12 protein-coding genes are annotated in these 13,683 nt (G+C 70.8%); 4 read left to right on the top strand and 8 right to left on the bottom strand.

Annotated features, from left to right (window positions below; translation table 11 throughout):
• Positions 1–38: 38 nt before the first annotated feature.
• The 8 genes from Q5425_RS44335 to Q5425_RS44300 all read right to left on the bottom strand — a co-directional run bounded on the left by Q5425_RS44335 (position 39) and on the right by Q5425_RS44300 (position 9,053).
• Positions 39–437, bottom strand: a complete 399-nt coding sequence (locus Q5425_RS44335) for a hypothetical protein (protein ID WP_308678464.1) — start codon at positions 435–437, stop codon at positions 39–41.
• A gap of 112 nt (positions 438–549) precedes the next feature.
• Entirely contained in the window at positions 550–774 is a 225-nt protein-coding gene (locus Q5425_RS44330) for a winged helix-turn-helix domain-containing protein (protein WP_308678463.1), read from the bottom strand.
• 300 nt (positions 775–1,074) lie between these two features.
• On the bottom strand, positions 1,075–1,791 hold the full coding sequence (locus tag Q5425_RS44325) for an ABC transporter ATP-binding protein (RefSeq protein ID WP_308678462.1): 717 nt from the start codon (positions 1,789–1,791) through the stop codon (positions 1,075–1,077).
• Positions 1,788–3,680, bottom strand: a complete 1,893-nt coding sequence (locus Q5425_RS44320; protein ID WP_308678461.1) for a branched-chain amino acid ABC transporter ATP-binding protein/permease — start codon at positions 3,678–3,680, stop codon at positions 1,788–1,790. The genes Q5425_RS44325 and Q5425_RS44320 overlap by 4 nt, the downstream gene beginning before the upstream one ends.
• On the bottom strand, positions 3,677–4,546 hold the full coding sequence (locus Q5425_RS44315) for a branched-chain amino acid ABC transporter permease (RefSeq protein ID WP_308678460.1): 870 nt from the start codon (positions 4,544–4,546) through the stop codon (positions 3,677–3,679). The genes Q5425_RS44320 and Q5425_RS44315 overlap by 4 nt, the downstream gene beginning before the upstream one ends.
• Before the next feature lie 56 nt (positions 4,547–4,602).
• Complete coding sequence (locus tag Q5425_RS44310; protein ID WP_308678459.1) at positions 4,603–5,760, bottom strand: ABC transporter substrate-binding protein; 1,158 nt, start codon at positions 5,758–5,760, stop codon at positions 4,603–4,605.
• Between the two features lie 32 nt (positions 5,761–5,792).
• Positions 5,793–7,538, bottom strand: a complete 1,746-nt coding sequence (locus Q5425_RS44305) for a thiamine pyrophosphate-binding protein (RefSeq protein ID WP_308678458.1) — start codon at positions 7,536–7,538, stop codon at positions 5,793–5,795.
• Positions 7,539–7,574: 36 nt separating this feature from the next.
• Positions 7,575–9,053, bottom strand: coding sequence for an aldehyde dehydrogenase family protein (locus tag Q5425_RS44300; RefSeq protein WP_308678457.1), 1,479 nt, complete (start codon positions 9,051–9,053; stop codon positions 7,575–7,577).
• 162 nt (positions 9,054–9,215) lie between these two features.
• On the opposite strand from Q5425_RS44300, the gene Q5425_RS44295 reads away from it, so the two are divergent.
• Genes Q5425_RS44295 through Q5425_RS44280 form a run of 4 tightly spaced genes read left to right on the top strand, consistent with a single transcriptional unit; the run spans position 9,216 to position 13,647 of the window.
• Positions 9,216–10,001, top strand: a complete 786-nt coding sequence (locus tag Q5425_RS44295) for an IclR family transcriptional regulator (protein WP_308678456.1) — start codon at positions 9,216–9,218, stop codon at positions 9,999–10,001.
• 37 nt (positions 10,002–10,038) lie between these two features.
• Positions 10,039–11,268: a CoA transferase gene (locus tag Q5425_RS44290; protein WP_308678455.1), complete on the top strand. Its 1,230-nt coding sequence runs from the start codon at positions 10,039–10,041 to the stop codon at positions 11,266–11,268.
• Between the two features lies 1 nt (position 11,269).
• Entirely contained in the window at positions 11,270–12,070 is an 801-nt protein-coding gene (locus Q5425_RS44285; protein ID WP_308678454.1) for a citryl-CoA lyase, read from the top strand.
• Positions 12,067–13,647, top strand: a complete 1,581-nt coding sequence (locus Q5425_RS44280; RefSeq protein WP_308678453.1) for an FAD-dependent oxidoreductase — start codon at positions 12,067–12,069, stop codon at positions 13,645–13,647. Before Q5425_RS44285 ends, Q5425_RS44280 begins: the two co-directional genes overlap by 4 nt.
• Positions 13,648–13,683 lie beyond the last annotated feature (36 nt).

The following is a 13,683-nucleotide window of genomic DNA, read 5'->3' as shown; positions in this document are numbered from 1 at the left end:
GGGAGGTTTCCCGGCCGGGCGCCGAGCCGGACGTCGGCTCAGCAGAGCACGTAGTGGATGCTGATCTGCGTCGAGGTCGTCCCCGACGGCGCGTTCAGCGTGAACGACCGGGACGCGCCCTTCGGGCCGATCGAGGCGCTGTCGCTCACCCCGCCGTTGCTCCAGTGCGAGCGGACGTACGGGCACCGGCCGTCGGCCTTGTCGTCGGTGACCTTCCCGCTCACGGTCGTGTAGTTGTTGCACCACGTCCCCGACGCGTGCCCTTCGGGGATCTGGACCGTCCAGTTCTCACAGGGAAGAGCCCGCATCTGCGCGCTCTGGGACGGTCTCGCGACGTCCGTGGTGTTCGCGGCCCCCGCCACGGGAGCGCCCAGCGCCAGCAGCCCCGCCGCGCCGATCGTCGCCGCGCCGACTGCCCCCCACTTCGGCAACCTCATCTCACCCTCCATTCGCAGTGTCTTTCCGGACCAGGAGATCCGGGGGAGACTCTGGCACCTCGGCCACCGGTGGGAGCGCTCCTTCGAACTCGCTCGAAACACTCCCGGCGGGCTAGCCCGCGGAGGTGAGCACCGCCGGTCCGAGCGGGGTGATGAGGCGGGTCGCGAGGTTCTCGTGCCGGTCGGTCGTGATGAGCCCCGCGTCGCGCAAGACGTTCGTGTGGTGGCTGACGGTCGCCGGGGCGACCCCGGCCTGCCGGGCCAGCCGGCAGGTGGTCGTGCCGGTGACGGCGGAGCGCAGGATCGCGGCCCGCGTGGGTCCCAGCAGCGCGCCCACGTGGTTGCCGCCGTACCGTCGCTCAGGTACCGCTGGATGCCGCCGGCGCACGCGATGCGCGCGCCGGCAATCACCGGGAGATCCGATTCGAGCAGGGCCCCGAAGTACACGTGCAACGCCCGGCTGTCGCGCACTTCTCCGGCGGGGGAGGAAGTCCGGGAAGTAGGTTCAGCGGCAACCCGCCGTCGCCGTGCTGCAAGACCTGGGCAGCGGTGAAGTGGACTTGCAACTGCGGCACGTCGTTCCCGGACCCCCGATGACCACGAAGCACCAGTGTGCCCCGGGTGTTCGTGGCAACCGCTACAGCCCGAGGTAGATCTGCCGGACCAGCGGATCGTGCGCCAGCTCGGCGGAGCTGCCGGTCATCGCGATCCGCCCGTTCTCCATGACCACGCACGTCTCGGTGGCCTCGAACGTCAGCTTCGCGTTCTGCTCCACCAGCAGCAGCCCGAGCCCCGACGCGGACAGCCGCTGCAGCGTGCCGAGGATCTCCTCCACCAGCTTCGGGGACAGGCCCATCGACGGCTCGTCCAGCAGCACCAGCCGGGGCTCGGACATCAGGGCCCGGCCGATCGCCAGCATCTGCTGCTGGCCCCCGGACAGGGCCCCGGCCAGGCGGTGCTGCATCTCGCCGAGGACCGGGAACATCTCGTAGACCTCGGCCAGCTTCTCCTGCGCCCTGCCCTTCCACGACCGCAGGTACGCCCCGAGCAACAGGTTCTTCTCCACCGTCAGCCCGGTGAACACGTGCCGGCCTTCGGGGACGTACCCGATGCCGTGGCGCACGATGTCCTTCGGCTTCACCTTGGTCAGGTCCTGGTCGCCGAGGCGGAGCGTGCCCACCTTGCGGGGGACCAGCCCCATCAGGGCCTTCAACGTCGACGTCTTGCCCGCGCCGTTGGCCCCGATGATGCCCAGGCAGCGGCCGGCGCCGACGGTGAACGACACGGAGCTGACCGCCTGGACCCCGCCGTAGTGCACGGCGAGGTCTTCCACGACCAAGTCGCCTGGGTTCACTGCAGTGCCTCCGTCTCCACGGCTTCCACGACCTCGGCCGTGCTGAACGAGTCGCCGAGGTAGGCCTCGATGACCTCCGGCTGGACGGCGACCTCCGCGGGTGTCCCTTCCGCGATCACCCGGCCGCTCGCCAGCACCGTGACCCGGTCGCACAGCGACATGACCAGGCCCATGTTGTGCTCGATCAGCACCACCGTCACCCCGCTGTCGCGAATGGACCGCACGATCTCCTGCAGCTGCCCGACCTCCTGGCCGTTGAGGCCCGCGGCGGGCTCGTCCAGCAGCAGCAGGCTGGGCTCGGCCGCCATCGCCCGGGCCAGTTCGACCCGCCGCTGGATGCCGTACGGCAGCGAGCGGGGGGCAGCGTCGGCGAAGTCCGTCAGGCCGAACCGGTCGAGCAGCTCCGCCGCGGCGCGCCGCAGCCGCCGTTCGTGGCGCCAGATGCCGATCGGCCACACCACGTACTGCCACGCCGAGCGCATCGGTGTGCGGTCGAGCGCGACCAGGAGGTTCTCCTCGACCGTCATCTGCCCGAACAGCCGCAGGTTCTGGAACGTCCGTGACATGCCCTGCTGGGACAGCTGGTGCGGGCGCTGCCCGATCAGCTGCCGCCCGCTGAAGCTCGCGGTCCCGCCGCCGGTGGTGTAGATCCCGCTGATCACGTTGAACAGCGTGGTCTTCCCGGAGCCGTTGGGCCCGACGATGCCGCGGATCTCGCCGGGCGCGACCGACAGCGTCACGCCGTCGAGAGCGCGCAGACCCTTGAACTGCTTGGTGATTCCGGAGATTTCGAGGGAACCCGAGGTCGCTTCCCCGGTGGCCGGCTCGTACGGGCGGAACTCCCGCAGCACACCCGCTTCCCGGTGCCGGCGGCGGTGCACCGCGGCGCGGATCCGGCGGGGGAGGCCGGCCAGGCCGGTGGGTGCGAACACGACCATCAGCACCACGACGCTCCCGTAGCCGAGCTGCGCGTAGACGGAGAAGTCGACGAGCGCCTCGCGCACCAGGGCCAGCGCGAGGGCGCCGACCACGCAGCCGACGATGCTCTGCCGTCCGCCGATGATGACCATCGCCAGCAGCAGGAACATGTTGGCCACGCTGAACGACTCGGGCGCGATGTAGTGGATCAGCCCGGCGTACAGGACGCCGGCCGCGCCGCCGTACACGCTCGCGGTCAGGAACGCCGTCATGCGCAGGAGCGATACCGGGGCACCGACGGCGCCGGCGGCGAGCGAGTCGTCGCGCATCGCCCGCAGGCGCCGGCCGAGCGCGGTGCGGACGAGGAACACGGCGAACCCGATGGCCAGCGCGAAGACGATCAGCTCGAAGTAGTAGTACAGGTACTCGTTGGTCAGGTCGATGCCGAACAGCGGCGGGGCGGGGATTCCGTTGATCCCCGAGGCGCCGCCGGCGATCTGGGCGTTGGTGACCCAGTTGGTGAAGGCCAGTGCGAGACCGAGGGTGACGATACCGAGGTAGTGCGATTGGACGCGCAGGGCCGGGATGCCGACGAAGAGCCCCGCCAGTGCGGTGGCGAGCATCGCGAGCACGGCGGAAACCCAGAACCCGAGGCCGGCCGACGTGGTGAAGATGGCCAGGGAGTAGGAGCCGATGCCGAAGAAGGCGATCTGGGCGAGGTTGATCTGCCCGGCGACGCCGAGGGCGAGGCCGAGGCCGACGGCCAGCAGGGCGAAGACGATCGCGATGTTGACGACGTGGATGCCGTAGGTGTCCAGCCCGTAGGGCAGGAACCAGGCGAGGACGGCGATCGCGGCGACGGCGATCACCTTGGCCGCGGTGGACTTGTCACGCAGGAAGGGTGCTTTTCGGGGGTTCCGGGTGGCGGAGCCCCCGGCCTGGGGCGCAGCCCCGGACGTCCCAGTGCTCATGCCCGGTTCACCGTCCGTTCGCCGAAGAACCCGGTCGGCCGGATCATGATGATGACCGTGAAGGCGAGGAACACCACCAGGTCCGAATAGCCCTGGAACTGACCGGAGGCGTACGAGTCGAGCAAGCCGATGGCGAGACCACCCGCGATCGCGCCGCCGATGTTGCCGAAGCCGCCGAGGATGGCCGCGGCGAACCCCTTGATGCCCAAGGTGCCGCCGAGCGTGGGACTGACGTACAGCAGCGGGCCGACCAGCCCTCCGGCGAGGGCGGCGAGCCCCGCGCCGATCGCGAACGCGATCGCGTTGCTGCGCCCGACGTGGATGCCGACGGCCGTCGCGGCCTCGTGGTCCATGGCCACCGCCTGCATCGCGGCACCGCGCTTGGTGCGCTGCAGGAACAGCAGCAACAGCACGGTGGCGACGGCGGCGACGGCGAGCACCACGAGGTTGTAGGTGCGGACGCGCACGCCGAACAGGTCCAGCGGCCCGGTCTCCACGGGCGTGGGGACCGCGTGCCCGGTCGCGCCCCAGATGATCGTGGCCAGCGACTCGAGCACCACGCCGAAGCCGATGGTGCCGATCAGCATGAGGTCGAAGTCCTTGTTTTCGAGCGGGCGCAGCACCCGCTCCATGACCAGCGCGATGAGCCCGGTCACCACCATGGCGACCACGATGGCGAGGATGAACGGGAGCCGGGAAGACATGTAGAACGTCGAAGCCGCGTAGGCGCCGACCATGACCACCTGGCCGTGGGCGAAGTTCACCAGGCCCATGGTGCGGTAGACGATCGAGAAGCCCATCGCGACGAGGGCGTAGACGGCACCGAAGCTGAGCCCGCCGACGAGGGTTTGGAGCAGAACTTGCATGGGGGTCCTTCCACCGGCGGGGGCCGGGCGGTTCCGCGCGGCCCCTCGGGGGCGAGTCAGCTGGCGGGGGCCGCGACGAGCTTGCCGCCGGTGATGACACCGATCGACGTGGCGTGGATGCCGACCCCGGTCTGGTCGAACGTGAACTCGCCGAGCAGCCCGGGGTACTTGGTGCCGCGGATGGCGTCGGCCAGCTGCCGGCCGGTCGCGCCGTTGCCGGTCTTCAGCGCGGTCAGGAAGATGCCGGCGCCGTCGTAGGCCTTGGCGCCGTGCAGTTCCGCGTCCTCGTTGTAGGCCGCCTTGTAGGCCTGGGCGAACTGCCGGGCCGCGTCGCTGGTCTCGTTGCTGAGGTACGGGCTGCTGACGACGGTGCCTTCGGCGTTGCTCGCTCCGGCCGTGGTGAGGTACACCGTCGTGCCCATCGGGGCGGCGCCGGCGATGGTCGCGGTGATGCCGAGTTCACGGGCCTGCTTGACGATCAGCCCCGCCTCGACCTCCTCGGTCCCGACGAACAGCACCTGCGGGTTCTTCTGCCGGATCGAGGTCAGCGCGGCGCTGAAGTCCTTTTGATCGGTCGTGACGACCTGATCGTCGACCGGTGTGACGCCGCGAGCGGCCAGCGCCTTGCCGAACGCGTCGTGCTCGCCCTTGCCGTAGGAGCCGTTGTTGGTGATGAACGCGATGTTCTTCTGGCCCTTCCGGTCCACCAGGTACTTCGCGAGCGTCTCGTCGTAGGTCGTGCTCGTCGGCCCGTTGAGGAACTGGAACGGGCTCTTCACCGCGATGATCGCCGGCGACTGCCCGGAGGTGATGCTCGGGATCTTCGCCTGCTGCAGCACCGGTGCCATCGCCACGGTCACCGCGCTCTCGGCGGTGCCGATCATCGCGATGTAGCCCTCGCTGGAGATCTTGCGCGCCAGGTTGGTGCCGACGGTGGGGTCGCCGGCGTCGTCGAAGACGTCGAGCTGGACCTTGCGGCCGTTGACCCCGCCCTTGGCGTTCCACTGGTCGACAGCCAGCTTCGCGCCCTTGTACTCCCACGCACCCAGCGAGCTGAGCTGCCCGCTCTGCGCGTTGACCACTGCTATCTTGATCGGGCCGCTGGTGTCCGAGGGGGACGACGTGGAGCTGCCGGGCGCGCTGCAGGCGGCCGCGGCCCCCGCGGCCAGCAGGGTCAGCGAGGCGAGCAGTCGTCTGATTCCGGGTCGGTGCATGGGGGACACTCCGTTGTGTGCGGTGGCGGGGGTCATTCGAAGACGCCTTGGTAGATGTCGTTGATGTTCCAGTGCCCCGGCGTCGGCACCGGCTCGTTGACCATGGGGACGTCGAGCACGGCGGGGCGCCGGTTCGCGATCGCCTCGCGCAGCGCGGCGGCGAGGTCCTCGGGGCGTTCGACGGTGTAGCCGTCGGCGCCGCAGGACCGGCCGAAGGCCGCGAAGTCGGGGGAGAAGGGATTGCCGTCCCGGTCGCGGAATTCGCAGCCGAAGCTCTGGCCGAAGTTGTGGGCCTGCAGGTCCGCGATCGTGCCGTGCGCCCGGTTGTTCATCACCACGAACAGCACGGGCAGGCCCCGCTCGACGGCCAGGGGCACGGCGGGCAGCTGGGCGCTCATCCCGCCGTCGCCGACCAGCGCGACGACGACGCGGTCGGGCTGGGCCAGCTGCACGCCGACCGCGGCCGCCGGGCCGAAGCCCATCGTGGACGCGCCGCCCGGGGTGATGAACCGGCCCTCTTCGGGCAGCTCGTAGCACTGGGCGACGCCGTTCTTGTTCCACCCGACGTCGGTGACGAGCACGGCGTCCGCGGGCAGCGTCGTGCGCAGATCCTCCAGGATCCGTTCGGGGCGCAGCGGGAAATCGGTGCTGCGGCCGCGTTCCTGGCTCGCCGAGAAGAGCTCCGTGCGGACGGTGCCGATCTGCTCGCGGACGTCGGCCCGGTCGACGGGCTCGGCCACCAGGTCCTTGACGGCGGCCGCGATGGCCGGAACGGCGTGGTTCACGTCGGCGACCGCGCCGATCTCGACGGGGTAGTTGCGGCCGATCTCGGCGGCGTCGAGGTCGATCTGGATAAGCCGGCCCGGCGGGAACGCCCAGGTGTAATCGGAGTTCCACGAGCTGGCGTCGGTCTCGGCGAACCGGGTCCCGAGGGCCAGCACGACGTCGGCCTTGCGGGTGTACTCGTTGGTCAGCTCGAGGCCCCAGAACCCGGTCATGCCCATGACGAGCGGGTGGCGGTCGGGCAGGGTGCCCTTGGCCATCAGGGAGTGGGCCACCGGGATGTCGAGGTGCTCGACCAGTTCGAGCAGCGCGGCCCGTCCTTCCGGTGAACGGAGGCCGCCGCCGAGGTAGACGAGCGGGCGTTCGGCGCCGGCCAGTGCCTGCGCGATCCGCCGGGCGTCGGCGTCGGACAGCGCGGGCTTCGCCGGGTGGGCGACGAGCGGGTACTCGACGAGCGGGACTTCGCGGGAGAAGTGGTCCATCGGGACGCTGAGCAGCACCGCACCGGGGCGGCCCGAGGTCGCCGTCCAGAACGCGCGCTCGGTGAACCGGGCGAGGTCCTCGGCGCGGTGCACCTGCCAGGCCCGCTTGACGAACGGGCGGTAGATCGCGGTCTGGTCGGCGTCGGCGTGCAGGTTGACTTCCTGGTGCGGGTGCCGGCCGTGGTAGTACGACGGGACGTCGCCGGAGATGGTGATCAGCGGGACCGAGTCGAACGCCGCGGTGGCCACGCCGGTGACCGCGTTCATCATGCCGGGGCCGACGTGCACCAGCAGGACGCCGGGCTTGCCGGTGGCGCGGGCGTAGCCGTCGGCGGCGTGGGCCGCGGCCTGCTCGTGGCGCGCCATGACGAACTCGATGCGGCTGCGGCCCAAGGCGTCCAGGAAGGCGATGTTGGTGTGTCCGCACAGGCCGAAGACGTACTCGACGCCGTAGGACTCCAGTTGGCGCACGAGCGCGTCGGCGGCGGTGATGGTCGGGGCGGGGGCGCTCATCGAAGTCGGACTCCTCTTATCGCTCGGCGGTTTTGGTCACTGCTCGCCCCAGATGGACAGGTTGCGCAGCACGAGGGTCTTGACGACGGTGTAGTCGTCGATCATGGGCGCGGGGGATTCGCGGCCGAAGCCGGAGTCCTTCACCCCGCCGAAGGGCACGTGGTCGAGGCGGAAGTTCGACGAGCCGTTGACGATCAACCCGCCGACCTGCAGTTCGCGCCACGCGGTGAAGATCGTGCCGATGTCCTGGGTGAAGATGCCGGCCTGCAGGCCGAACCGGCTGGTGTTGCACGCGGCGATCACGGTGCCGAGGTCGTCGAACGGCAGCACCGCCACCAGGGCGCCGAACACCTCCTCGACGACGACGGTGGCGTCCGGTGCGGGGTCGGCGACGATGGTGGGCAGCAGCGTGGCCCCGTCGCGGGTACCGCCCAGCAAGACCCGCGCGCCGCCGGCTGCCGCTTCGGCGGTCCACTTTTCGACGCGGGCGGCGGCTTCGTCGTCGACCATCGAGCCGACGTCCGTGGTCTCGTCCAGGGGGTCGCCGACCCGCAGGCCTTCGACTTCGGTGCGGAACGCGGTGAGGAAGTCTTCGAACCGGCTGCGGTGCACGTAGACCCGCTGGACGGAGATGCAGCTCTGGCCGGAGTTGCTGTAACCGGTGCGGGCGCAGGTTTTGGCGGCGAGGGTGATGTCGGCGTCGGCGCACACCAGCGTTGCCGCGTTGCCGCCGAGTTCCAGCACCAGCCGTTTCGCACCGGCCGCGCGGGCGACCGCGTTGCCGGTCTCGGCACTGCCGGTGAAGCTGATGACGGCGACCTCGCGGGCCGCGCAGAGGGCGGCGCCGACGTCACCGCCGCCGTGCAGCAGCTGCACGGCTTCCGGTGGCATCCCGGCTTCCAGCAGCAACGCCACGACCGCCGCGGTGGTGGCCGGTGCCTGGGGCGGGGCCTTGACCAGCGTGGTGTTGCCGGCGGCGAACGAGGCGCCGAGCTTGTGCGCGAGGAGGTTCGCCGGAGCGTTGAACGGCGTGATCGCCAGGGCCACCCCGGCCGGCGCGCGGTAGGTCAGTGCCGTGTTGCCGACCCCGCGTTCCCAGCCGGCGACCGGCAGGTTCTCCCCGCCGATGTGCCGGGTTTCGGCGGCGCAGACGGCGAAGGTGTCGGCGACGCGGTCGAGCTCGCCCCGTCCGTCCTTGAGGGGCTTCCCGAGTTCCAGGGCGATCAGCCGGGCGATGTCGTCCCGGTGGTCTTCGGCCAGCCGTGAGGCGCGCTCCAGGATCGCCGCGCGGGAGGCCGGGGCCAAGCGGGCGACAGCGGGTGCGGACGCGGCGGCGTACCGGACCGCGCGGGAGATCTGGGCCTCGTCCGCGAGGAACGAAGTGGACACCACTTTTCGCCGGTGGGGACCGGTGCGGTCGGCCCTTGATCCGGCTCGGGACCACTGCCCGGCGACGAACGCGGCGGCCTCGACCGGGGTATCGGATTTTGCGGCTTCGAGGACTTGCTCCAGCACCGCCACACTCCCTTGTGAACCATCAAACGGCACATCTGGACCGCTCTGCGGACTCCGTGTAACGTACGGTGAGCCGCCTGCCGGTGGCAAGAGCGGGATCTGAAACTGTTGCGAACTGGTCCACCGGCCGGGGACCCGCAACACGACGAAGGGTGTGCCGAGATGAAGGCTGACGGGGCCGAGGAGCGCGAGGGCTCGTCCGGCGAGGGGGGTGTGCGGAGCGTGCAGCGCGCGCTGGACATCCTCGGGTTGCTGACCGACGAGCGGCCGGCCGTCACGATCTCCGACATCGTGAAGGCGACGGGTCTCGCGAAGACGACGGCGATCCGGCTGGCGCAGACCCTGGAGCTCAACGGGTTGCTGTGGTCGACCAGCAAGGGCTACATGGCCGGACCCGGGCTGTGGCGGTGGGCGCACCTCGCGCGGCAGAGCTGGGAACTGCCGGCGGAGATGATGCAGCTGATGCGCGAGCTCGGCGATCGGCAGCGGGAGACGGTGAACCTCTACGTGCGGCGGGACATGTACCGGGTTTGCGTGGCGCAGCAGGAAAGCCCGCAGCCGCTGCGGCACGTCGTGCGGGTCGGTGACGAACTCCCGTTGTGGGGTGGTGCTTCGTCGAAGGTCTTGCTCCGCGACGCTTCTCCTGCTTTGCTGAAGAGGATCGCGCGCAGTTCCCCGGCCGGTGCCGACTACGTCGACAGTATCCACAAAGGACTGTCCGAGGCGGCGGACCAGGGGTACGCGGTGAGCCACGGCGAACGTGAAGCGGGCCTGTCGGCCGTGGCGGTCCCCGTGCTCGGCAAGAACGGTTCCGTCGCCGCGGCGTTGTCGCTGAGCGGTCCCACGGTCCGGTTCTCCGAGGAACGGATCGCCGAGTTCGTCACCGATCTCATCGAGTCCGCAACGCGGATGAGCGAGCGGGGATTCGACCATCCGTTCGCCGGCTGACTCCGGCCGGGCTCGTCGCCAGGTGCAAGGAGAGGGAATGACGAAACGACCGCTGCGCGGGATCCGGGTGCTCGACCTGACCAACGTCCTCGCCGGGCCGTACTGCAGCTACCAGCTGATGCTGTTCGGCGCCGAGGTGGTCAAGATCGAGCTGCCGGGTTCGGGCGACCTCGCCCGGAACCTGGGACCGGACGCGGCCCTGAACCGGGCCGGGATCGGCACGTCGTTCCTGGCGCAGAACGCGGGCAAGAAGTCGATCGAGCTCAACCTCAAGGACACCGGCCAGCGAGCACTCTTCCAGGATCTGGTCCGCGGCGCGGACGTCGTCCTCGAGAACTACCGGGCCGGCGTGCTCGACCGGCTCGGCTTCGGCTGGGAAAGCCTGCGGGCGCTGAATCCCGGGCTGGTGTACTGCGCGATTTCCGGGTTCGGCCAAAGCGGGCCGTTGAGCCAGGCCCCGGCCTACGACCAGATCATCCAAGGCCTCTCGGGCATGATGAGCGTGACCGGCACGCCGGAGACGGCACCCCTGCGCGTGGGGTTCCCGGTCTCCGACACCGTCGGCGGGCTGATGGCGGCCCTGGCCATCTCGGCTGCACTGGTCGGCCGGGACCGCACCGGTGAAGGGTCGTTTTTGGACCTCTCGATGCTCGAGGCGTCCATTTCGGCCATGGGCTGGGCGGTCTCGAACTACGTCATCAGCGGCGTCCCGCCGGTCCCGATGGGGCGCGACAACGCGACGGCCGCACCCTCGGGCACGTTCTTCGCCGCGGACGGCCCGCTGAACATCGCGGCGAACCGGCAGGAGCAGTTCGTCACCCTGTGCTCGCTGGTCGGGCGGCCCGAACTGACCACCGACCCCCGCTTCGCCGATCGCGAGGACCGCAAGGCCCACCGCGCGGACCTCGACGCCGAGCTGAACAAGGCCCTGGGAGCGCGGCCCGCGCTCGAATGGGAGCAGCTGCTGTCCGGCGCGGGGGTGCCGGCGGCCCGGATCCTCACCGTCCCCCAGGCGCTGGAGTCCGAACAGCTCGCCCATCGCGGCTTCTTCACGGAACTGCCGTTTCCCGGCGGCTCCGAACGCGTCCTGCGGGCCAGCGGCAACGGCGTCCTCGTCGACGGCGAGCCGCTGCGGCCGGGCGCGCGCCCGCCGTTGCTCGGCGAACACAACGACGAAGCCGGGCTGCTGGCCCGCCGGTGGAACGACGAGCCGCCCATCCCGCGGCCCGCTCCGGAACGGTCGTTCGCGCCCGTGGACAAGGACTGAAATGGACGCCGGAACGACGGCCGTGGCCGACTGGTGGGCCACCGCGATCTGCCGCATGGAACCGGGCGTGGTCGAGCTGCGCGGAATCCCGGTGCAGGAGCTGATCGGCTCCCACGGTTTTGTCGCCACGATCTGGCTGATGGTGCGGGGGACGAGCCCGTCGGCCCGGGAAGCGGCGTTGCTCGAAGCCGCGATGGTGGCGTCGGTGGACCACGGTCCCCAAGCACCGTCCATCGCGATCGCGCGGATGACGGCGACCTGCGGCGTGGGCCTGAACAACGCGATGGCGTCCGGGGTCAACGCGCTGGGCGACTCCCACGGCGGCGCCGGGCAACAGTGCGTGGAGCTGCTGTCGGCGATCGTCGAGCGCGAAGCCGCCGGTGATTCCCTCGAAGCCGCGACCGAAGCCGCCGTGACGGGCTTCCGGAAGCACAGCCGCTACCTGCCCGGCTTCGGTCACCGCTTCCACCCGCGTGACCCGCGCCGGGATCCCTTGCTGGGGCTGGTCGACGCGGCCGTCGCCGACGGTGTCGTGGCGGGGAACCACCTGCGCGCGGCGCGTGCGGTGGAGGAACTGCTGAACCAGGGCCGGGCCAAGCCGATCCCGATGAACATCGACGGCGCCACCGCGGTGATCTACGCCGAGCTGGGGTTCCCCCCGCCGCTCGCGCGGGGGTTGTTCGTGCTCAGCCGCAGCGTCGGAATCCTGGCTCACGCCTGGGAAGAGACGACGCAGGGCCGGCGGAACAAGGGCCCGATGCCGACGTCGATCCTGCCGGCCGTGCTGCCGGGCCGGGCGTGACCGGCCGCACGGTCGATCTGCTCGTCCTCGGCTCCGGCGCGGCCGGTCTCGCGGCGGCCGTCGCCGGGGCCGCCGGGGGACTTTCGGTGCTGGTGCTGGAGAAGACGGAGTGGCTCGGTGGCACGAGCGCCTACTCGGCCGGAACGTCCTGGATCCCGGGCCACCGGCGCCAGCCCGACCCGGCCGCCGACCTCGCGGCGGCACGCCGGTACCTCGACGCGCTCGTCGGCGATCGCGCACCACGCGAACTGCGGGAGTCCTCCCTGCGCCACGGGGCCGAGGCGATCGAGTACTTCGAACGGCTCGGGCTCCGGTTCCGGCATTCGGCGAGCGTCGCCGACTACCACCCGGAACTGCCGGGCTCGGGGATCGGCCGGGCGCTGGAACCGCACCCGTTCGACGCCCGGCGGCTCGCCGGCTTCGGCCGCGTCCGGTGGCCGATTCGTGAGTTCGCATTGTTCGGCGGGACGCTCATGGTCCGCCGGAGCGAAGCCGACCAGCTGCTGAAGGTGTTCGACGGCTCGGTACGCGCGACGGCACTGGCCCTCCGCCTCGGCGCGAGGTGGGCGCTCGACCGTCTCCGCCACCCTCGTGGGACGCGCCTGACGATGGGCAACGCGCTCGTCGCCGCCCTCTACGACCAGCTCACGCGCCGCGGCGGGGAAGTCTGGTTCACCGCGCGCACTACCGAGCTGACGACCGATGATTCGGGTCGGGTGACGGGTGCGGTCGTGTCCCACCGCGGTCACGTCGTCCGGCTCTCCGCCCGTCGTGGTGTCGTCCTGGCCGGCGGCGGGTTCCCGGCGAACCCGGACCTGCGCGCCGAGCACCTGCCGTCGCCGACGCCGCAGTTCACGCCGGCCGCCGAAGGCGCCACGGGCGACACCATCGTGTTGGCCCGGTCGGCCGGCGGTGTCCTGGCCGAGCCGCGCGACGACAACGCGTTGTGGTTCCCGAGTTCGCTCGGGCGTCGGGCGGACGGTTCCACGGCGGTTTTCCCGCACATCTGGGATCGGGCCAAGCCGGGCATCGTGGCGGTGAACGCGGCGGGCCGGCGGTTCGTGGACGAGTCGGTGTCCTACCACCGGTTCGTCCGGGCGATGTACGCCGCGCCGGACGCGATCCCGGCGTGGCTGATCCTCGACGCGCACACGCTGAAGCGGTACGGGCTGGGCCTGATCCGTCCCCACGCCCGCGAGCGCGTTCTCCGCCGGCACATCGAGGACGGATACCTCCACATCGGACAGACGATCGAAGGACTCGCCGAGACGATCGGCGTCGACCCGGACGGTCTGAAGAGGACGATCGAAGCGGCGAACCACCTCGGGGCCATCAAAAAGCCGCCGTTCTGCGCGATCGCCGTGGTCCCCACCCCGTTGGCGACCACGCTGGGCCTCCGCATCAACGCGCACGCCCAGGTCCTCGCCGAGCACGGTGATCCGGTGCGAGGGCTGTACGCGTGCGGCAACGACGCGATGTCGGCGACCGCCTCGGAGTACCCGGGGGCGGGGTGCCAGATCGGAGCCGGGCTGGTCTTCGGTTACCTGGCCGCGCAGCACATCCGCCGGTCCTCCTAGGGAACGTTCGCGCGGCAAAGCTGCCCTGGATACTCC

This window comes from Amycolatopsis sp. A133, from assembly GCF_031082405.1.
Taxonomy (GTDB): Bacteria; Actinomycetota; Actinomycetes; order Mycobacteriales; family Pseudonocardiaceae; genus Amycolatopsis.
Note: the sequence above shows the minus strand (reverse complement) of the source record. Positions and strands in the feature narration are given on the sequence as shown.

Bases quoted from the DNA above. Each gene is read 5' to 3' on its own strand.
- Q5425_RS44335 (WP_308678464.1), bottom strand. From the start codon at position 437: ATGAGGTTGCCGAAGTGGGGGGCAGTCGGCGCGGCGACGATCGGCGCG.
- Q5425_RS44320 (WP_308678461.1), bottom strand. From the start codon at position 3,680: ATGAGCACTGGGACGTCCGGGGCTGCGCCCCAGGCCGGGGGCTCCGCC.
- Q5425_RS44315 (WP_308678460.1), bottom strand. From the start codon at position 4,546: ATGCAAGTTCTGCTCCAAACCCTCGTCGGCGGGCTCAGCTTCGGTGCC.
- Q5425_RS44310 (WP_308678459.1), bottom strand. From the start codon at position 5,760: ATGCACCGACCCGGAATCAGACGACTGCTCGCCTCGCTGACCCTGCTG.
- Q5425_RS44305 (WP_308678458.1), bottom strand. From the start codon at position 7,538: ATGAGCGCCCCCGCCCCGACCATCACCGCCGCCGACGCGCTCGTGCGC.
- Q5425_RS44295 (WP_308678456.1), top strand. From the start codon at position 9,216: ATGAAGGCTGACGGGGCCGAGGAGCGCGAGGGCTCGTCCGGCGAGGGG.
- Q5425_RS44290 (WP_308678455.1), top strand. From the start codon at position 10,039: ATGACGAAACGACCGCTGCGCGGGATCCGGGTGCTCGACCTGACCAAC.
- Q5425_RS44285 (WP_308678454.1), top strand. From the start codon at position 11,270: ATGGACGCCGGAACGACGGCCGTGGCCGACTGGTGGGCCACCGCGATC.